Source organism: Streptomyces sp. CRN 30 (assembly GCF_034105845.1).
Genome location: NZ_JAVRHI010000374.1, coordinates 1 through 20,219, shown reverse-complemented (window position 1 = coordinate 20,219; position 20,219 = coordinate 1). Strand labels below are relative to the sequence as shown.

Below are 20,219 nucleotides of genomic sequence, written 5' to 3'. Positions count from 1 at the left end.
CGCCGGCCGCAGGCCCGCACGGCGCCGCACGGTCTCCACGGCTGCCGCGTCCAGCAGCGCCACAGGCGCTTCCCGCCCGGTCGCGGGCCCCGGGGCCGGCCGCCGGTCCGTGCCCAGCAGCGCCACGGTGACGAGCTCATCCCAAGGGCTTCCGCCGTGCCCGTTCGCTTCCGGGGGAGTGGTGGTGCCGTTCATGATGTGTCCCCTTCGTCGGGTGGTCGGGTGGAGGGTGGTCGGTGGCCGCGGGACCGGTGATCGCGGGGCCGGTGATCGGTACGTCGGTCAGGGAGGCCCGTCGCGTGGTCCGCCCGAGCGTCGCCGGGTACGGCCGTGTCTCAGCACAACCTCACCGCCTCCCCTTTTCCGTCCGGCCAGGCGGTCAGGGGGGTGAACCCTCGGTGGCCGCATTCGCCGAACACCGTCACGGGCTCGCCGCCGGAGAGGGCGGCGAGGCGCCACAGCCCCGGGCGCGAACGAGCGGCCGGTGTCAGGGGCAGGGCCAGGTCGCCGTCCGCGTCCGCCAGCTGCCAGGATTCGCCGACCGGAGTCGGTATCACCCGCGCCAGGGTGGCCGGGACGGACTCCAGCCACGGGTCGTCGCGCAGGGCGTCGCCGTACCGGGTCGCGGCCTCCGCCGTGGTCATCCCCGAGGGCCGCGTCCCCGCGGGCTCAGGCGGTGCGAACCGCTCGCCGAGAGTGGCCCGCAGTTGCCCCGCTCCGGGATGCGCCGACACCTCCGCGTCGAGAGCCAGTCCCACCGGCAGCGTCAGCTCCGGAGCCCGCCCGGCCGCCCCGTAGGAGAGGAGCAGCGCCGTACGGCCGGACCCGGCGCCGTACAACCAGATCCGCCGGGTCGTCAGGCGGGCGTCCACCGTGTCGTACTGCGCGAGGACCAGCCAGCGGTCCCGGACCGGCGGACCGTCCGGCGAGCCGGGCAGCCCGACCCGGGCGCGGACCGTGGCCGCGAGGCGGGCCGGCAGCCGGTCACGCCGCAGCCAGCCCTGGTCGAGCAGGTGGAGCAGCGCGCACTCCTCCAGCAGCCGCACCGGCCAGCCGGCACCCGTACCCGGCAGGGCGCCCAGTTCCCGCACCCGAGCGGCGAGGCCCGGGGCCTGGGCGTCCACCATGCGGGCCGCCGTCTCCTCCCAGAGCCCGTACCCGGCCTGCTCGGCCCCCGCCAGGCCGCCCCGCAGCAGATCGGCCAGCCGCTGCTCCAGCTCGGTCGCCCCGGCGGTGATCCGCTCGGCGCGCCGTTCCGCCCTGCGGCGCGCCGCCTCCGGGTCAGCCGGCGCGGCCCCAGATGCCGCGCCCGTCGTCGTCCTCCGGGCCTCGGCGCGCTGCCTCCGCCCGGACAGCCACTGCTCCGCCCAGTCGGGCGCCTGCGCACGTGGCACCACGACGTCCCCGCCCGCCCAGAGCAGCAGCAGCCCCAGCGCGTGCTTGCACGGGAACTTGCGGCTCGGACAACTGCACTTGTACGCGGGCCCGTCGGCGTCCGCGACGTCGATGACCGTCTGATACGGCTTGCTGCCACTGCCCTTGCACAGTCCCCACACCGTCCCCTCGTCAGAACTGCCCGCCTCCGACCACGGCCCGGCCACGCCGAGTTTGCTGCCCGCTTTGCGTGAAGCGGCGTCAGGCGCCAGTGCCAGCACCTGCTCAGCCGTCCAGCGCACCCCCTGCTGAGTCATGTCCTCGAAGGTAGGACCCACCACTGACAATCGGCCTCGGCGTGGGCGTTTCCGCAGGTCGGAACGGATTGTCAGTGGCGTGGTGCACGGTGGTCACCAGATCCGAAGCGGCCGGCACCGGCCGAGCTGGAGGGGGACTCCGTCATGCCTGTTTCCGATGACCCGACGACCGTCGACGACAGCCGCAACCAGTCCGCGTCCGCGAAGGCGCCCGCGGGTCCGGGCGCGCCCACGAGCGGGCACACGCCCGCGGAACAAGCAGCGGCCGAAGCGCTCCGTCCGCACGCCGAGAACGCCTTCGCCGCCGAACTCACCGCGCTGGCCGCACAGGACGACCGGCCCCGGCCGGCCCGCTGGAAGCTCTCGCCGTGGGCCGTGGCCACCTATCTGCTCGGCGGCACCCTGCCCGACGGCACGGTGATCACGCCGAAGTACGTGGGGCCGCGCCGGATCGTCGAGGTCGCCGTCACCACTCTCGCCACCGACCGCGCCCTGCTCCTCCTCGGTGTGCCGGGCACCGCGAAGACCTGGGTGTCGGAGCACCTGGCCGCGGCGGTCAGCGGTGACTCGACGCTCCTCGTGCAGGGCACGGCGGGCACACCGGAAGAGGCGATCCGCTACGGCTGGAACTACGCGCAGCTGCTCGCCCACGGACCGAGCCGGGACGCACTCGTACCGAGCCCGGTCATGCGGGCCATGGCCGAGGGGATGACGGCCCGGGTGGAGGAGCTCACCCGCATCCCGGCGGACGTCCAGGACACGCTGATCACGATCCTGTCCGAGAAGACGCTGCCCATACCGGAGCTGGGGCAGGAGGTGCAGGCCGTGCGCGGCTTCAACCTGATCGCCACGGCCAACGACCGTGACCGCGGTGTGAACGAGCTGTCGAGCGCCCTGCGCCGCCGCTTCAACACCGTGGTGCTGCCCCTCCCGGAGAGCGCCGACGCCGAGGTCGACATCGTCTCCCGCCGCGTCGACCAGCTCGGACGCTCCCTCGACCTGCCGACGGCGCCCGACGGCATCGACGAGATCCGTCGTGTCGTGACGGTCTTCCGTGAGCTGCGGGACGGGGTGACGGCCGACGGCCGTACGAAACTCAAGTCGCCCAGCGGCACGCTGTCCACCGCCGAGGCGATCTCCGTCGTCACGAACGGCCTGGCGCTGGCGGCCCACTTCGGCGACGGCGTGCTGCGCGCCTCCGACGTGGCCGCCGGCATCCTCGGCGCCGTCGTCCGCGACCCGGCGGCCGACCGTGTCATCTGGCAGGAGTACCTGGAGGCGGTGGTCCGCGAGCGCGACGGATGGACCGACTTCTACCGGGCGTGCCGGGAGGTCAGCGCATGAACGGTGACCGGTCGCCGCGCCCGCGGGGACGGGCGGAACCGGTGGACGCGGAGCGACGGCGCGGGACTTCCGGCCGGAGCCGAGACAGCCGAGACAGCCGAGACAGCCGGGAGAGCCGGAAGCGCGGGACATACAGGGGGAGCGTGTGACCGGCATCGACGAGGGGACCGGTATCGACGAGGGAACCGGCATGGACGGCACCGGGCCGCGGGCGTGGGCGTACGGTGACGGACCGCTGCTGCTCGGTGTGCGGCACCACGGCCCGGGGTCGGCACGGGCGGTGCGGGCCGCGCTGGAGGAGGCGCGCCCCCGCGTCGTACTGATCGAAGGCCCGCCGGAGGCGGACGGGTTGATCCCGCTCGCCGCCGACGAGGACATGCGGCCACCGGTCGCCCTCCTCGCCCACGCCGTGGACGAGCCCGGTCGCTCCGCCTTCTGGCCGCTCGCCGAGTTCTCCCCGGAGTGGGTGGCGATCCGCTGGGCCGTGGAGCACGAGGTCCCGGCCCGCTTCATCGACCTCCCGGCCGCGCACAGCCTGGCATGGGGCAAGGAGGAGCCCACCACGGACCGCACCGGTCCCCGCCCCGGCGGGACGGAGGAAACGGAGCCCGGCCCGGACGCTCCGCCCCGGGACGCCGGTGAGACCGTCCGGGTGGACCCGCTCGCGGCGCTGGCTGAGGCCGCCGGGTACGACGACCCCGAGCGGTGGTGGGAGGACGCGGTCGAACACAGGGGGACGGACGGGGACGTGTTCGGTCCGTTCGTGGCGCTCGGGGACGCCATGGCGGCGCTGCGGGAGACGTACGGGACCGGCGGGCACGACCGGGACCTGGTGCGGGAGGCGTACATGCGGCTCCAGGTGAGGGCCGCCCGGAAGGAGTTCGCGGACGAGGTCGCCGTGGTGTGCGGGGCCTGGCACGTCCCCGCACTGCGGGAGAAGCGCACCGTCACCGCCGACCGGACACTGCTGAAGGGGCTGCCGAAGGTCAAGGCCGACATGACCTGGGTGCCGTGGACGCACCGCAGACTGTCCCGGGTCAGCGGCTACGGGGCGGGCATCGAGTCGCCGGGCTGGTACGGGCACCTGTTCGGCGCGCCCGACCGTCCCGTCGAGCGGTGGATGACCAAGGTGGCCGGGCTGCTGCGCGAGGAGGACCACCTCGTGTCCTCCGCGCACGTCATCGAGGCGGTGCGGCTCGCCGGGACGCTGGCGGCGATGCGCGGACGCCCGCTGCCGGGCCTCACCGAGACGACCGACGCCGTACGGGCCGTCATGTGCGAGGGTTCGGACGTGCCGCTGGGCCTCGTGCACGACCGGCTCGTGGTCGGCGACGTGCTGGGCGAGGTGCCCGAGTCGGCGCCGGCGGTGCCGCTCCAACGCGATCTGGCCCGGCTCCAGCGCAGGCTGCGCCTCAAACCGGAGGCGCTGGAGCGGGAGGCGGAGTTCGACCTGCGCAAGGAGACCGACGCCGGACGCAGCCGGCTGCTGCACCGGCTCCGGTTGATCGGGGTCGCGTGGGGCGAACCCACAGCCTCTCGCGGCAGCACGGGCACCTTCCGCGAGACCTGGCGGCTGCGCTGGGAGCCGGAGTTGTCGGTGCGGATCGCCGAGGCCGGGGTGTGGGGCACGACCGTGCTGTCGGCGGCGACCGCCAAGGCCGAGGCGGACGCCGTGACCGCGCAGTCGCTCGCCGACGTCACCGGTCTCGCCGAGCACTGCCTCCTGGCCGGGCTGCCGGACGCCCTGCCCGTGGTGATGCGGATACTCGCGGACCGTGCCGCGCTCGACGCGGATGTGGGGCACCTCGCGCAGGCCCTTCCCGCGCTGGTGCGTTCGCTGCGCTACGGAGACGTCCGGGCCACGGACACCCGGGCGCTGGCGGAGGTCGCGGCGGGCCTGGCCGAACGGGTCTTCGTCGGCCTGCCGCCCGCGTGCGCCGCGCTCGACCAGGAGGCCGCGGCGCGGATGCGGAGCCATGTGGACGAGGTCCACGGAGCGGTGGGCCTGCTGGGGGAGACGGCGGCGGAGACCCACGGCGGCCTGCGGGCCCGCTGGCACTCCGTCCTCCAGGTGCTGTCACGACGCGACACCGTTCCCGGCGTCATCCGCGGCCGGGCGGTGCGGCTCCTGCTGGACGACGGGGAGCTGGCGCCTGACGACACCGCCCGTCTCATGGGGCTGGTGCTGTCACCGGGGACCGCGCCGGCCGACGCGGCCGCGTGGATCGAGGGGTTCGTCGGGGGAGGGGCGGGCGGCGGAATGCTGCTCGTGCACGACGAGCGGCTGCTGGGGCTGGTGGACGCGTGGTTGAGCGCGGTGCCGGGGGAGGCGTTCACCGATGTGCTCCCGCTGCTGCGGCGGACGTTCTCGGCGTACGAGCCCGGGGTGCGCCGAACACTCGGCGAACTGGTGCGGCGCGGCCCCGGCCGGCGGGGGAGCACGGTGGCCGTGGGTCCGGCGACCCCGGGCTTCGCGGCCGAGCACGACGCCGGGCGGGCGGACGCCGTACTGCCGGTACTGCGCCTGCTGCTCGGCCTGTACGAGGACGGTGCCGACGATGCCGACGGTGCCGAGAACAATGACGGTCTTGTGGGGGTGGGCGGATGAGTACGGGAGCGGTGAGCCGGCCGGAGGGTTCGACGGGCTTGACGGGTGCGGCGGGTGTGACGGGTCCGACCGGTGCGGCGGACGCCGGGGAAGCGGCGGCCGACCCGTCGGCCGCCGACGAGAGACTGCGGCGCTGGCGGCTCGTGCTCGGCGGTGACGCGGCCGACGGGACGGGCCGCGCGCTCTCCGGGCGGGACGCCGCCATGGACGGGGCGCTCACCGCGCTCTACGGGAACGGGGAGAAGCGGAACAAGCCGCAGGCCGGGCGGGAGCGCTCGGCGGGGCTCGGGGCGTCGGCGCCCTCGGTCGCCCGCTGGCTGGGCGACATCCGTACGTACTTCCCGTCCTCCGTCGTGCAGGTCATGCAGCGGGACGCCATCGACCGGCTCGGGCTGGCCACGCTGCTGCTGGAGCCGGAGATGCTGGAGGCGGTGGAGGCCGACGTCCATCTGGTCGGCACGCTGCTCTCCCTGAACAAGGCGATGCCGGAGACGACCAAGGAGACCGCCCGGGCCGTCGTGCGCAAGGTCGTCGAGGACTTGGAGAAGCGGCTCGCCACCCGGACCAGGGCCACGCTCACCGGCGCCCTGGACCGCAGCGCGCGGATCAGCCGGCCGCGTCACCACGACATCGACTGGAACCGCACGATCGCGGCCAATCTGAAGAACTACCTGCCGGAGTACGGGACGGTCGTGCCCGAGCGGCTCATCGGGTACGGGCGGGCCTCGCAGTCGGTGAAGAAGGAGGTCGTCCTCTGTATCGACCAGTCGGGGTCGATGGCGGCGTCCGTCGTCTACGCGTCGGTCTTCGGCGCCGTGCTCGCCTCCATGCGGTCCATCGACACCCGGCTCGTCGTCTTCGACACGGCGGTGGTCGACCTGACGGACCAGCTGGAGGATCCGGTCGACGTCCTCTTCGGCACCCAGCTCGGCGGCGGTACGGACATCAACCGGGCGCTGGCGTACTGCCAGTCGCAGATCAGCCGGCCCGCGGAGACGGTGGTGGTCCTGATCAGCGACCTGTACGAGGGCGGGATACGCGACGAGATGCTGAAGCGGGTGGCGGCCATGCAGGCGTCGGGGGTGCGGTTCGTGACGCTGCTGGCCCTCTCCGACGAGGGCGCGCCCGCCTACGACCGGGAGCACGCGGCGGCGCTCGCGGCCCTCGGCGCACCGGCGTTCGCCTGCACACCCGACCTCTTTCCCGAGGTCATGGCCGCAGCCATCGAGAAGCGCCCGCTCCCGATACCGGACGCGGCGTGAGCACCTCCGGGTGGCGGGTGGCGGGTGGCGGGTGGCGGGTGACGGGTGGCACTCCGTGCCGCGCGGCACGGAGTGCCACAAGAACTACCGGGCCGGTGGGGCCCGGCGGGGCCCACCGGGGGCCCGGTCAGGATCTATGAGGGCGGCGTGGGGGACATGTGGGCGTTCGGCGGCGGCTCGACGGGGGTTCCGTGCGGGTGCCGGGCGGGCCCCGCGACGGCGGCACCATGTGACAGGTATCACCGCTCATGTGTGATCTGTGATTTAGAGACCCTCCGCAAGCGGCGATAACCTGCGAGACGGACATGCCGCGCGCTCGGACACCGTGTGCGCACCCCCTGTGACAGAGCGGACGTCACGTTGCCCTTCGCGGCACGCCCACGCATCCAACGAACCGCGAGATCACTGATAGGGACGGACGCGCGTGGACCTGTTCGAGTACCAGGCGAGGGACCTCTTCGCCAAGCACGGTGTACCGGTGCTGGCCGGTGAAGTCATCGAGACGCCTGAGGCGGCACGCGCGGCGACCGAGCGCCTGGGCGGCAAGTCGGTCGTCAAGGCCCAGGTCAAGGTCGGTGGCCGTGGCAAGGCCGGTGGCGTGAAGCTGGCCGCCACCCCGGACGAGGCCGTCGCCCGCGCGACGGACATCCTCGGCATGGACATCAAGGGCCACACGGTCCACAAGGTGATGATCGCCGAGACGGCTCCGGAGATCCTCGAGGAGTACTACGTCTCGTACCTCCTCGACCGGACGAACCGCACCTTCCTCGCCATGGCCTCCGTCGCGGGCGGCATGGACATCGAGGAGGTCGCGGCGACCACCCCCGAGAAGCTCGCCAAGATCCCGGTCGACGCCAACGCCGGCGTCACCAAGGAGAAGGCCCAGGAGATCGTGGCCGCGGCGCAGTTCCCGGCCGAGGTCGCCGACAAGGTCGCCGACGTGCTGGTGACGCTGTGGGAGACCTTCGTCAAGGAGGACGCCCTCCTCGTCGAGGTCAACCCGCTGGCCAAGGTCGCCTCCGGTGACGTCATCGCCCTCGACGGCAAGGTGTCCCTGGACGCGAACGCCGAGTTCCGTCACCCCGACTTCGAGGAGCTCGAGGACAAGGCGGCGGCCAACCCCCTCGAGGCCGCGGCCAAGGCCAAGGGCCTCAACTACGTCAAGCTCGAGGGCGAGGTCGGCATCATCGGCAACGGAGCGGGTCTCGTCATGAGCACCCTCGACGTCGTCGCGTACGCCGGCGAGGCCCACGGCGGCGTGAAGCCCGCCAACTTCCTCGACATCGGCGGCGGCGCCTCCGCGCAGGTCATGGCCGACGGCCTCGAGATCATCCTCGGTGACCCGGACGTCAAGTCCGTCTTCGTCAACGTCTTCGGTGGCATCACCGCCTGCGACGAGGTCGCCAACGGCATCGTCCAGGCGCTGCAGCTGCTCGCCGACCGGGGCGAGGACGTCAGCAAGCCGCTGGTCGTCCGCCTCGACGGCAACAACGCGGAGCTCGGCCGCAAGATCCTCTCCGACGCCAACCACCCGCTGGTGCAGCGCGTGGACACCATGGACGGCGCGGCCGACAAGGCCGCCGAGCTCGCGGCCGCGAAGTAAGGGACGAGGGACACCACAGCCATGGCTATCTTCCTCAACAAGGACAGCAAGGTCATCGTCCAGGGCATGACCGGTGCCACGGGCATGAAGCACACCAAGCTCATGCTGGCCGACGGCACGAACATCGTCGGTGGCGTCAACCCGCGCAAGGCGGGCACGACCGTGGACGTCGACGGCACCGAGATCCCGGTCTTCGGCACGGTCGCCGAGGCGATCGAGAAGACGGGCGCCAACGTCTCCGTCCTCTTCGTCCCGCCGGCCTTCGCCAAGTCCGCCGTGGTCGAGGCGATCGACGCCGAGATCCCGCTCGCGGTCGTCATCACCGAGGGCATCGCGGTGCACGACTCGGCCGCGTTCTACGCGTACGCCGTCGAGAAGGGCGACAAGACCCGGATCATCGGCCCGAACTGCCCCGGCCTCATCACCCCGGGCCAGTCGAACGCCGGCATCATCCCGGGCGACATCACCAAGCCGGGCCGCATCGGCCTGGTGTCGAAGTCCGGCACGCTGACGTACCAGATGATGTACGAGCTGCGTGACATCGGCTTCTCGTCCGCCGTCGGCATCGGTGGCGACCCGGTCATCGGCACCACGCACATCGACGCGCTCGCCGCGTTCGAGGCCGACGCCGACACCGACCTGATCGTGATGATCGGTGAGATCGGCGGCGACGCCGAGGAGCGCGCGGCCGACTTCATCAAGGAGAACGTGACCAAGCCGGTCGTCGGCTACGTCGCGGGCTTCACCGCGCCCGAGGGCAAGACCATGGGCCACGCCGGCGCCATCGTCTCCGGCTCCTCCGGCACGGCACAGGCCAAGAAGGAGGCCCTCGAGGCCGCGGGCGTCAAGGTCGGCAAGACCCCGACCGAGACGGCCAAGCTGGCGCGCGAGATCCTGAACGGCTGACCGCCCGGCCGAGTCACCGGTACCGCGACCGCGGGGCCACGGTGACTCTCGTACGGCGACGGGCCCGCACCCTCAACGAGCATCGAGGGGGTGCGGGCCCGCCCGCGTTCCGGCCGAACACGGTCCAGTTCGCCGGAGCACCCTTGGTCCCGTTCCGGTCAGTGCACCTCCGGCACCAGACGATGGGGCCCCCGGGCCGTCTCCAGTCGCAGCTTCTCGCGCAGTTTGAGCTGTTCGTGGGAGAGCGGGCCGGGAGCCACCCGTGGCGGCACCCCCTGGACCAGCGCGCCCGGGGACACCGGCGCCTCGTAGCGGTCGGGAGCGCTGTTCAGGGTGAGCACGGTCGTGGTCACCAGCAGGACCGTGCAGGTGGCGGCCGCCCGGACCCAGCGCCGGGCACGGCGTTCGCCGCCGCACCGGACGAGTTCCGCCGTGACCGTGCGCGCGGCCGGCGCGTCCGCCCCCTCCAGCGCCTCGCGCAGCCCGCGCCGCAGCGCCTCGGGGTCGGCGAGGTGCGGCAGCCGAGCGGCGACAGCCTCCCGCGCGTTCAGCAGCCGGCCCGCCGCGGCCGGCGTGCTCGCCTCGACCTCGGCGGCCGTCTCCGCGAGGCCGAGCCCGAGGCCGTCGTGCAGCAGCAAGGTGCGGCGGTACGGCGGCGGCAGTTTCAGCAGTACGTCGAGCAGGGGCCGGTCGACCGGGGCCGACGCCGGTGCGGATGAGGCCGATGCCGCTGGGCATGAGGCCGATGCCGCCTTGGACGAGGATGATGCCGCTCCGGACGAGGGAGGACCGCTTTCCCGGGCCCACCTGCGGACTCCCTCGCGTTCTCCTCCCCGAGGCCACCCGCGAGGCCGCCGGAGACCCCATCCGCGTGCCCGGTGCCAGGGCGAGAGCGCGTACTCGTGAGCCGCGGCCCGCACCCACCCCGCCGGATCCCGGTCGACGGCCACCTCCGGCCAGTGCTGCCAGGCGAGCTGGAAGGCACGTTCCACGGACATGTGGGCGAACCGCGACCGCCCGGTGAGCAGGAGGGCCTGCCGTACGAGGGCGGGGGCGCAGCCTGCGTAGAGGGCGTCGAAGGCCTGCTCGGCGGCCAGGGGCGGAGGCGAGCGCTCCGGCTCCGTCGCGGAGTCGCCGTGCGGCCGTCCGTGCCCCTCGGCTGCGTCATCGGCCCTGGACCCGGCCCCAACCCCGGACCCGGTATCGCGTTCGATACCGGACGTGGTCCCGGTCCGGGTCCCGGCCCCGGCCCCGGTCCCGGGCGTGGCCGTGTTCGAGCCCGAGTCGGAGCCGGCCTCCGTGTCGGGCCTGGCCTTCGAAGCCTTCGTACTCCTGCGTACGGAAAACCACATAAAAGCATTTTGTGCGACACATCCATGATTCCTCTGTTACGCCGGTGAAGCGCGTGTCGTTGGGAGCATGAGCGTCGTGACTCACACGAGCGATCCCGCCGACGAACCGGCCTGCCCGGTCTCCTCCCCGCCGACCTGTGCAGCCGTCCGTCCGCTCACCCGTCCACTAGGGCGCCTGTTCGGTCGACTGCGTGCTCGGCCGTCCGGGATCGCCGTGGCGTTGCTGGCCGGAGTCGTCGCGGCGGGACTGGGGCTCGCGGCGTTCGCCGTTCCGGTGACACTGCTGTGGATCACCTCGCCCTACCCGGACAGCGGACCGAGCGGGGTGGCGCACGTCACGGCGGCGCTGTGGCTGCTCGCTCACGGCACCGAACTCGTCCGTACCGACACCCTCTCCGGCATCCCCGCCCCCGTCGGTGTCACCCCGCTCCTGCTGCTCACCCTCCCGGTGTGGCTCGTGCACCGCGCGGCGCGGAACGCGGCGGTCGATCCCACGGTCGCCCCGCGCTCGGCGTGGACGGGCGTCGTGACGGCGTACACGGTCGTCGGCGCAGGGGTCGCGCTGTACGCCCTCGGGGGCGAGCCCCGCCCGTCCTGGCCGTGGGCCGCGGGGTGCGTACCGCTGCTCGCGGCGGGCGCAGCGGGCGCGGGCGTGTGGACGGCGTACGGAAGACCGCGCGGCCCGCTGCCGGGGTGGCTCGGCGGACGGCCCGGCCCGCTCGCACGGCAGCGGCTGGCCGTCGCCGGGCGGGCCGCGGGCGCGGGTACGGCGGTGCTGGCCGGCGGGGGCGCACTGCTCGTCGCGCTGTCCCTGGTGCTGCACGGCGACACCGGCCGGGCGGCCTTCGTCCGGCTCACGGACGTGTGGTCGGGCCGGTTCGCCGTCCTGCTGCTGTGCGTGACCCTGGTGCCGAACGCGGTGGTGTGGGCGGTCTCGTACGGACTGGGGCCGGGTTTCGCGCTGGGTGCGGGCCGGATGACGGCACCGCTCGCTCCCGCACCCCCGGACTCCCTGCTGCTGCCCTTCCCGCTCCTGTCGGCCGTGCCGGACACGGGCACCAGCGTGTACGGGTCACCACTGCTGTGGGCGGTGGGCGCGGTGCCGTCGGCCGCGGGGGTGGCGGTGGGCTGGTTCACCGCGGCCGCGGCGCGCGGGAGCAGGGGCGCGCACCACGGGGACAGCTGTGCGGACCGCGAGGGCAGAGGCACGGTGAGCCGGAACCGGGAAGAAGGATCGCCCTGGTCCCGCCGCCGGACTCTGGCCACGACGGTCTGTGCGTCCCTGCTGTGCGGCCTTGCCGTGGCCGGTCTCGCGGCCCTGTCCGGCGGCGGTCTGGGCGTGGCCACGTTGAGTCACGTCGGTCCGGTGTGGTGGCAGGCGGGAGCTGCCGCGGTGGTCTGGACGACTGTGGTGGGAGTGCCGGTGGCGCTCGGGGCGAGGGCGCGCGGGACACGGGACCGGAAGGAGCGGAGGGCGCGCAAGGAGGCCCGGGGACTCCGGAAGGGCTGGAGACTGGGTCGTCGGCCAGGCCCTCGGCCGAACTCCCGGCCAAGCCCCCGGCCGAGCCCCCGGCCGAGCCCCCGGCCAAGCCCCCTGCACCGCGTACTGCCGCGGGGCGTGTGGTCCGGGTGGCGCAAGCGGCGGGGGTCCGAACCCGCGGCGACCGGGACCACCGGGAACGCCCCGTTCGAGCCGTACGACTTCCTGCCCGTGGACGCCGAAGGCGCCAAGAGCCCCAACGACACCGCAGGAAGCAACGGCCTCAACGGCACCACGACCACCGTGCATGTCACGGATTCCGCGGTCGCCGCCGACGCCGCGGAGCCCGTCGTGGACTCCTCATGGCCGGACGACGACCGTGAGGCGCTTTGAGCAGCCGGCCGCCCCGTCCCCGTCCCCGTACGCGAGGCGCTCGCGCGGTCAGCGCGAGCTCAGGATGCCCTGCAGTTCCTCGGGGAGGTGCCTGTCGCAGGACTCCTGCGAAGCCGTCGTGAGCGCGTCGTTCGTGCAGGTGTAGTAGTCCCGGTAGACCAGCTGCGCGGTGAACGTCGCGGCGACCATGACGAGGCCCAGGGAGGCCAGGACGATACCGGTGATCGCCGCCGTCGTCTGGGGGCGGGCGCCCGGTGCGGACTTGGCCAAGGGCGCGTCACCGGCGGCCGGACCGCCGGCCTTGTCGCCGGCCTTGCCGCGCAGCGAGCTGATGCCCCAGTAGAGGGCCAGCGCGCCGAGCAGCAGGGCGACGGACGGCCAGGCGAAGAGGGCGAAGAAGGACGCCCACAGGCCGGACAGCAGCGCGTAGCGGGCGCGCCGCTGGACCGGGTCCGTCGGGTCCCAGCGCATACCGGCACCCGGACCGCCCTCGGGCCCGCCTTGGCCACCCGGTCCACCCGGTCCACCCGGTCCGCCCGGTCCACCCGGGCCGTTCTGGCCGCCGGAGGGGCGGGGGCGCTCGCCGAAGCCGCCGCCCGAGGCGCGGCCGGGCTGCCGGTCGCTCCACTGGCTGCCCCAGGGCGAGCGGCCGCCCTCGTCCTCCGCTTCCTGCCCGCCCGCGGGCCGCCGCGGCTGCCAGGGCCGGTCCGGCGCCCCCTCGGGCGGCGGCGCGAACGGGTTGTCGTCGGAGGGTGCCTGGGATCCGCGCCGGTCGCCGGTGTCCTGCCCGGTCTTCGGCGTGTCCCCGCCCTCCTGCGGCGGCGACGAGGGCACCTCACCGCCCGAGCGCGGTCCGGAGCTCGGGGCGGAGGAGTGCCGCTCGTGCAGCAGGAGCGGAGGGAGTCGGAGGCTGCGGTCCGGCATCAGGTGTGCGTCTTCCCCTTGGAATCGACAAGCGGTATCGGGACTGGGAGCGGTGTCAGAACTGGGCGGTACCGGAACTGGGCGGTATCGGAACCGGAATCGGAGTCGGTATGGGCGATATGGCTGGTGCGGGTGGCTCCAGGAGCCGGGTGACCTGTGGAATCGCTGTCACCCTTCCTTGGTCAACGTCCCGCGCGAGCGAGGCGTTCCCCGTGCTCCGCCGTGTTCCCGGGCGGGTGCTTTCCAGACGCTACCTTCCGGCCGCGCCCCCGTCCCGTGGGGGCCCGGTGTGCTGCCGGTATCGTTGCTGACGGTCGACCGCTTCGTAGACTTCCCCGTATCCCGGGGCGCGATGCATTCGTACGACCGCACAAAGACCCCCCGAGAAAGGGCCCTCCCGTGGCCGAGCCCGTGGCCGAATCGGTGGCCGAGCCGGCGGCCGAGTCCGTGGCTGAGTCCGCGGCCGAACGCCTCGTCGTCCTGGTCTCCGGATCCGGTACGAACCTGCAGGCACTGATGGACGCCGTCGCGGAGGCGGGACCCGGGGCCTACGGCGCCGAGATCGTGGCCGTCGGCGCGGACCGCGGCGGGATCGAGGGGCTCGCCCGTGCCGAGCGCGCCGGGCTGCCGACCTTCGTGTGCCGGGTCAAGGACCACGGCACCCGCGAGGAGTGGGACGCGGCGCTCGCCGAGGCCGTCGCCGCGTACGAGCCGGACCTCGTGGTGTCCGCCGGGTTCATGAAGATAGTGGGGAAGCAGTTCCTGGCGCGGTTCGGCGGGCGGTTCGTCAACACGCACCCCGCCCTGCTGCCCAGTTTCCCGGGAGCCCACGGTGTGCGGGACGCGCTCGCGTACGGCGCCAGGGTCACCGGATGCACCGTCCACTTCGTCGACGACGGCGTCGACACCGGGCCGATCATCGCGCAGGGCGTGGTGGAGATCCGGGACGAGGACGACGAGAGCGCGCTGCACGAGCGCATCAAGGAAGTCGAGCGAAGCCTGCTCGTCGATGTCGTGGGGCGCCTCGCCCGCAACGGCTATCGCATTGAGGGACGAAAGGTAGTTATCCAGTGACCGCCGAGAGCAACAAGCGGCCGATTCGCCGGGCGCTCGTCAGCGTCTACGACAAGACCGGGCTCGAGGAGCTCGCCCAGGGGCTCCACGAGGCCGGCGTCGACCTCGTCTCCACCGGGTCCACCGCCTCCCGCATCGCCGCCGCCGGCGTCCCCGTCACCAAGGTCGAGGAGCTCACCGGCTTCCCCGAGTGCCTGGACGGCCGGGTCAAGACGCTGCACCCGAAGGTGCACGCGGGCATCCTCGCCGACCTGCGCATCGAGGACCACCAGCGCCAGCTGGCCGACCTCGGCGTCGAGCCGTTCGACCTGGTCGTCGTCAACCTCTACCCGTTCCGCGAGACGGTCGCCTCCGGCGCGACGCCCGACGAGTGCGTCGAGCAGATCGACATCGGCGGCCCGTCCATGGTCCGCGCCGCCGCCAAGAACCACCCCTCCGTGGCCGTGGTCACCAGCCCCGCCCGGTACGCGGACGTCCTCGCCGCGGTGAAGGACGGCGGCTTCGACCTCACCGCCCGCAAGCGTCTCGCCGCCGAGGCCTTCCAGCACACGGCCGCGTACGACGTCGCGGTCGCCTCCTGGTTCGCCTCCGAGTACGCGCCGGTGGACGAGTCGCGGTTCCCCGACTTCCTCGGCGCCACCTGGGAGCGCGAGCACACCCTGCGCTACGGCGAGAACCCGCACCAGCCCGCCGCCCTCTACACCTCGGGCACCGGCGGCCTGGCCGAGGCGGAGCAGCTGCACGGCAAGGAGATGTCGTACAACAACTACACGGACACGGACGCCGCCCGCCGTGCCGCGTACGACCACGCCGAACCGTGCGTCGCGATCATCAAGCACGCCAACCCCTGCGGCATCGCGGTCGGCGCGGACGTCGCCGAGGCGCACCGCAAGGCGCACGCCTGCGACCCGCTGTCCGCGTTCGGCGGCGTGATCGCCGTCAACCGGCCGGTCAGCAAGGAGATGGCCGAGCAGGTCGCGGAAATCTTCACCGAGGTCATCGTCGCGCCGGACTACGAGGACGGCGCGCTCGAGACCCTCACCAAGAAGAAGAACATCCGCGTGCTGCGCGCCCCCGAGGCGCCGTCCGCCCCGGTCGAGGTGAAGCCGATCGACGGCGGCGCGCTGCTCCAGGTCACCGACCGCCTCCAGGCCGACGGCGACGACCCGGCCAACTGGACCCTCGCCACCGGCGAGGCGCTCGCCGAGGACGAGCTCGCGGAGCTCGCGTTCGCCTGGCGGGCCTGCCGCGCCGTCAAGTCCAACGCCATCCTGCTCGCCAAGGGCGGCGCCTCGGTCGGCGTCGGCATGGGCCAGGTGAACCGGGTCGACTCCGCGAAGCTCGCGGTGGAGCGCGCCGGGGCCGAGCGGGCGCAGGGGGCGTACGCCGCCTCCGACGCCTTCTTCCCGTTCCCCGACGGCCTGGAGATCCTCACCGGGGCCGGCGTCAAGGCCGTGGTACAGCCGGGCGGTTCGGTCCGTGACGAGCAGGTCGTCGAGGCCGCGGAGAAGGCGGGCGTCACGATGTACTTCACGGGGACGCGCCACTTCTTCCACTGAGCCTGAGCCTGAGCCCGCCCGAGCCTCAACCATGGGCGATGGCGCGCGCTGAGCACTGCTTACGCGTCAGGGCCGTGTCCTTCCGCTCGTACGCTCCGTACGAGCGGAAGGACACGGCCCTGACCGTGGTGCGGGAGGACGCGGTGAGCGCGCCGTGCCGCTCAGTACTTCGGGCGGTTGAACCACTGACCGCCGTCCTGCTTGGCGCAGAAGACGATGATCAGGATGCCCATGACCAGGCTGAGCAGGGCGAAGACATTGGCGCCCAGCAGGCTGAGCAGGCTGAACAGCACCACCAGCGAGGCGTAGACGATCGCGGAGATGCGGACACCGCCGCGCCCGCTGTTGAACTTGACGCCGGTGAAGATGGCCCAGGCCGCGAAGGCCAGCACGACCACACCGAAGAAGATCATGAGCCCCGCGCCGAAGCCGGCGATGGTGTCCGCGTCCTCCGAGGTGATGCTGCTGTCGCTCTCGGCGGCGTCCAGGAACGCGTCGGCGAACCACGCGCTCGCGATCATCATCATCACGCCGCCCAGCACCTGGAAGCCGCCCAGGATGAACAGCATCACGCGCGCGGCCTTCACCCCGCCCGGCATCTCGACCGGGCCGCCCGGGTAGCCGCCGTAGGGCTGCGCGAGCGGCGGCGCCTGTGGGTAGCCGTAACCGGGCTGCCCCTGCGGGGCCTGCGGGTAGCCGTAGCCAGGCTGTCCCTGGGGGGCCTGCGGGGGACCGTAGCCCGGCTGCTGGCCCTGCGGGGGACCGTAGGGGTTGTTCGGATCGCCGAAGCTCATGGCGGGGTTTTCCTCCGTAGTGCGGGGACGAGGCGCGGCACGGTTCGGAGGAGAGTTCTACAGATGCGGTCCGTCCCCCCGGCACTGCCCGCGGTACTGTGCCGCTCATCGTTCTTTAGCCATGGCTTATTTGTCCAGCCGCACTCGCCGTGTGTTGTGCAAGTGCAACATGGCCGATCAGGGGTCGATCCCGGACGAACCGGCGGACGGATACGGGCTGGTGGGCGCCGCGCGCACGGCTGGGCCCCCGGATTGGAACCCGGGGCGTGTCATCCGCGAGTATGGGTGCCATGACCGCCCAGATTCTCGATGGCAAGGCCACCGCAGCTGAGATCAAGTCCGATCTGACCGTCCGCGTGGCGGCCCTGAAGGAGAAGGGCGTCACGCCCGGCCTCGGGACGATCCTGGTCGGGGACGACCCCGGCAGCCAGAAGTACGTCGCGGGCAAGCACCGCGACTGCGCGCAGGTCGGCATCGCCTCCATCCAGCGCGAACTGCCCGCGACCGCCACGCAGGAGGAGATCGAGGCGGTCGTCCGCGAGCTCAACGAGGACCCCGCCTGCACCGGTTACATCGTCCAACTGCCGCTTCCCAAGGGCATCGACGAGAACCGCGTCCTGGAGCTGATGGACCCGGACAAGGACGCGGACGGGCTGCACCCGATGAACCTCGGGCGGCTGGTGCTGAACGAGCCGGCGCCGCTGCCCTGCACCCCCAACGGCGTCCTCACCCTGCTCCGCCGCCACGGCGTCGAGATCAAGGGTGCCGAGGTCGTGGTCGTCGGCCGTGGCGTCACGATCGGCCGGCCCATGCCGCTGCTGCTGACGCGGCGCAGCGAGAACGCGACCGTGACGCAGTGCCACACCGGTACGCGTGACCTGTCGGCGCACCTGAAGCGGGCGGACATCGTCATCGCGGCCGCCGGGTCCGCGCACCTGATCCGTCCCGAGGACGTGAAGCCGGGTGCCGCCGTGCTCGACGTCGGCGTCTCGCGCTCCGCCGAGGGCAAGATCGTGGGCGATGTCCACCCGGACGTCGCCGAGGTCGCCGGGTGGATCTCGCCGAACCCGGGCGGCGTGGGCCCGATGACGCGCGCCCAGCTGCTCGTCAACGTGGTCGAGGCGGCGGAGCGCAGTGTCGGCTGAGCCGGGTCGCGGACCGGAGGACACCACCACCCGAGGCGGGGAAGAGGCCTCCGGGACGAAGGCGGGAGCCGGGACGGCGGCGGAGCCAGGGCCGGGAACCGCTCCGAGGACGACCGCGCGCGCGACTGACGCGGAGCAGCCGACCGCGCGCGCGACGCACACGGAGAAGCCGACCGCGGACGGAGCGGGCGAGGAGCCCACCGCGTCCGTACGCGGAACGGACGAGGAGCCGGCCTCACCTGGAAGCGGCGACGAGCCGGGATCACGTGAGGCCGGCGAGGAGTCGGACGTACGGGGAACCGGCGAGGAGTCGGACGAACGTGCGGCCGACGACGAGTCGCCCGTGCGGGAGATCGACGGCGAGCTGACCGTCGCGGACGCCATCAGCGCGCCCGACGCCGACGGCGAACCGCGGCGTGTGACACGGCGTTTCCCGCTGTTCACCCGTGACACCGCGCGGCCCGAGGGCGGTGGCAGGGCGGCCCCCGAGGACGCCCCCGCCCCCGCCCGGCAGTGGCCCGTGCTCGCCGTGCTGTCCGGCGTCGGACTCGGCCTGCTGCTGACCGCCCTGGACGTGTTCCGGTACGGCACGATCCTGATCGGCCTCGCCCTGCTCGCCGGAGCGGTGCTGCGCTGGGTGCTGCCCGACGTGGGCATGCTCGCCGTGCGCTCGCGGTTCACCGACATGGTCACGTACGGCATCCTCGGCACGGCCATCGTGCTGCTCGCGATGATGGCGCAGCCCGAACCCTGGCTGGAGATCCCGCTGCTGGACGACACCCTGCACTTCACGATCCGAGAACGCTGACCCGGTCCGCGTCGCGAGCACGGACACGGGCACGGCTACGGCCACGGCGACGGGCACGGACACGGGCACGTGCACAGGTACGGACACGGACACGGGCTCGCAGCAACGGCGGCCCATCCTCTCCCCCGAGCGAGGACGGGCCGCCGCTGGTTCCACCGTCCTGCACGGGCGACGGACTCTTCAACGCCTGGCGGCCCGCTGTGGCACGGAAGTGACCGTTCCGCCACGGTGTGCCCGCCTCGCTACGGCCGGCCGGGGCACCATGTCCCTGCGGGCCCCGGACGGACCGGTGGGACACTGGACCGCGGACCAGGGGTGTGCGAATGTGCATGCCCCGACCCGAATGCTCCCGCGCGCCCCCGCCATGGGAACTGACATCCTGACCGGGGCCATCCCACTGGGTAGTCCGAACGAGACATCGGCACTTCGGTGCCGTGACCGCGGATTCGGGCTTCCGGACGCACGCTGCGAGGGCACCATGCGCGGGACACACAGCACGGGGGGAAAGATCAAGCACGTTCGGGGGGGAAGAGGGGGGAGCAGTGCCTCGTTGGAGGGCCTTGCCCGATGAACTCGATCCGCAGGTCAGGGAATTCGCCGGACAGCTGCGCAGAGTCGTCGACCGCAGTGGGCTGAGCATCGCAGCGGTGGCCGACCGCACGGGCTACAGCAAGACGTCCTGGGAGCGTTACCTGAACGGCCGGCTGCTCGCGCCCAAGGGGGCGATCGTCGCGCTGGCCGAGGTGACCGGCACCAACCCGGTGCACCTGACCACGATGTGGGAGCTGGCCGAACGCGCCTGGAGCCGTTCGGAGATGCGCCACGACATGACCATGGAGGCCATCCGCATCTCCCAGGCGCGTGCCGCGCTCGGCGAGACGGGCCCGCAGTCGACCGTCAAGGGCAGGAGCGGAAACGGGCGGAGCGGAAGCGGCAGGAGCGGCAACAGCGGCAGCAGTGGCAGCAGCGGTCCGGGGCGCGGGACGACCGCGCGGCCGGGCGTGGCGGGCCCGGCGGGCGTGGCCCCCACGGTGCACTCCTCTGTCCCGCCCCAGGCGTCGCCGCCCGGTGCGGAACAGCAGCCGTACGGGGCCTCGGCGTCCTCGTACGGCGGCCGTGGCGGCACCGCCCAGGGTCCGGGAGCCGCGGGTACCCGGGGCGGTAGCTGGGGTGTCACCCCCACGGCGTCGGACCCGACCGGGCCGTCCCGTGGGACGGGGGCGCACCGGGCGACCCTCGGGCCGCCGGCCGGCGCATTCGGGCCGCCGGGGGGCCC

15 protein-coding genes and 1 pseudogene are annotated in these 20,219 nt (G+C 73.2%); 11 read left to right on the top strand and 5 right to left on the bottom strand.

Going from position 1 to position 20,219, the window contains the following annotated elements:
- Window positions 1-195, bottom strand: a pseudogene (locus UW392_RS39835) (hypothetical protein); the annotation flags it as partial.
- A 140-nt stretch (window positions 196-335) separates the two neighbouring features.
- Window positions 336-1,691: an SWIM zinc finger family protein gene (locus UW392_RS39830; protein WP_320780137.1), complete on the bottom strand. Its 1,356-nt coding sequence runs from the start codon at window positions 1,689-1,691 to the stop codon at window positions 336-338.
- 144 nt (window positions 1,692-1,835) lie between these two features.
- On the opposite strand from UW392_RS39830, the gene UW392_RS39825 reads away from it, so the two are divergent.
- From UW392_RS39825 to sucD, 5 genes are all read left to right on the top strand, one after another.
- On the top strand, window positions 1,836-3,035 hold the full coding sequence (locus tag UW392_RS39825) for an AAA family ATPase (RefSeq protein WP_320780136.1): 1,200 nt from the start codon (window positions 1,836-1,838) through the stop codon (window positions 3,033-3,035).
- Window positions 3,036-3,225: 190 nt separating this feature from the next.
- Window positions 3,226-5,643 carry a DUF5682 family protein gene (locus UW392_RS39820; RefSeq protein WP_320780140.1) on the top strand — a complete coding sequence of 806 codons (2,418 nt, stop codon included), beginning with the start codon at window positions 3,226-3,228 and terminating at the stop codon, window positions 5,641-5,643.
- Window positions 5,640-6,905, top strand: a complete 1,266-nt coding sequence (locus UW392_RS39815) for a VWA domain-containing protein (RefSeq protein WP_320780135.1) — start codon at window positions 5,640-5,642, stop codon at window positions 6,903-6,905. The genes UW392_RS39820 and UW392_RS39815 overlap by 4 nt, the downstream gene beginning before the upstream one ends.
- A 424-nt stretch (window positions 6,906-7,329) precedes the next feature.
- Window positions 7,330-8,508, top strand: a complete 1,179-nt coding sequence (gene sucC / locus UW392_RS39810) for an ADP-forming succinate--CoA ligase subunit beta (protein WP_320780134.1) — start codon at window positions 7,330-7,332, stop codon at window positions 8,506-8,508.
- Window positions 8,509-8,529: 21 nt separating this feature from the next.
- On the top strand, window positions 8,530-9,414 hold the full coding sequence (gene sucD / locus UW392_RS39805; RefSeq protein ID WP_320780133.1) for a succinate--CoA ligase subunit alpha: 885 nt from the start codon (window positions 8,530-8,532) through the stop codon (window positions 9,412-9,414).
- Between the two features lie 158 nt (window positions 9,415-9,572).
- Here sucD and UW392_RS39800 read toward each other — a convergent pair whose 3' ends face one another.
- Window positions 9,573-10,628 (bottom strand): RNA polymerase subunit sigma-70, encoded by a 1,056-nt coding sequence (locus UW392_RS39800; RefSeq protein WP_414497057.1) that lies wholly within the window; start codon window positions 10,626-10,628, stop codon window positions 9,573-9,575.
- Between the two features lie 205 nt (window positions 10,629-10,833).
- Here UW392_RS39800 and UW392_RS39795 point away from each other — a divergent pair, with 205 nt between their 5' ends.
- Entirely contained in the window at window positions 10,834-12,639 is a 1,806-nt protein-coding gene (locus UW392_RS39795; RefSeq protein ID WP_320780132.1) for a DUF6350 family protein, read from the top strand.
- Between the two features lie 48 nt (window positions 12,640-12,687).
- Here the strand turns inward: UW392_RS39795 and UW392_RS39790 are convergent, their stop codons facing one another.
- Window positions 12,688-13,563 (bottom strand): hypothetical protein, encoded by an 876-nt coding sequence (locus UW392_RS39790; protein WP_320780131.1) that lies wholly within the window; start codon window positions 13,561-13,563, stop codon window positions 12,688-12,690.
- Between the two features lie 399 nt (window positions 13,564-13,962).
- Between UW392_RS39790 and purN the strand changes: the two genes are divergently transcribed.
- Both purN and purH read left to right on the top strand, forming a co-directional pair.
- A complete protein-coding gene (purN, locus tag UW392_RS39785; protein ID WP_414497054.1) occupies window positions 13,963-14,637 on the top strand; it encodes a phosphoribosylglycinamide formyltransferase in 675 nt (224 codons plus the stop codon).
- On the top strand, window positions 14,634-16,196 hold the full coding sequence (purH, locus tag UW392_RS39780) for a bifunctional phosphoribosylaminoimidazolecarboxamide formyltransferase/IMP cyclohydrolase (protein WP_320780130.1): 1,563 nt from the start codon (window positions 14,634-14,636) through the stop codon (window positions 16,194-16,196). Before purN ends, purH begins: the two co-directional genes overlap by 4 nt.
- A 161-nt stretch (window positions 16,197-16,357) precedes the next feature.
- Here purH and UW392_RS39775 read toward each other — a convergent pair whose 3' ends face one another.
- Window positions 16,358-16,990 (bottom strand): hypothetical protein, encoded by a 633-nt coding sequence (locus UW392_RS39775; RefSeq protein ID WP_320780129.1) that lies wholly within the window; start codon window positions 16,988-16,990, stop codon window positions 16,358-16,360.
- A gap of 290 nt (window positions 16,991-17,280) precedes the next feature.
- On the opposite strand from UW392_RS39775, the gene UW392_RS39770 reads away from it, so the two are divergent.
- The 3 genes from UW392_RS39770 to UW392_RS39760 form a co-directional block, all read left to right on the top strand.
- Window positions 17,281-18,135: a bifunctional methylenetetrahydrofolate dehydrogenase/methenyltetrahydrofolate cyclohydrolase gene (locus UW392_RS39770; protein WP_320780128.1), complete on the top strand. Its 855-nt coding sequence runs from the start codon at window positions 17,281-17,283 to the stop codon at window positions 18,133-18,135.
- A 343-nt stretch (window positions 18,136-18,478) separates the two neighbouring features.
- Window positions 18,479-18,943 carry a DUF3017 domain-containing protein gene (locus tag UW392_RS39765; RefSeq protein WP_320780138.1) on the top strand — a complete coding sequence of 155 codons (465 nt, stop codon included), beginning with the start codon at window positions 18,479-18,481 and terminating at the stop codon, window positions 18,941-18,943.
- 560 nt (window positions 18,944-19,503) lie between these two features.
- Window positions 19,504-20,219: helix-turn-helix domain-containing protein (locus UW392_RS39760; RefSeq protein ID WP_414497051.1), on the top strand; the 716-nt coding region annotated here is incomplete at its 3' end.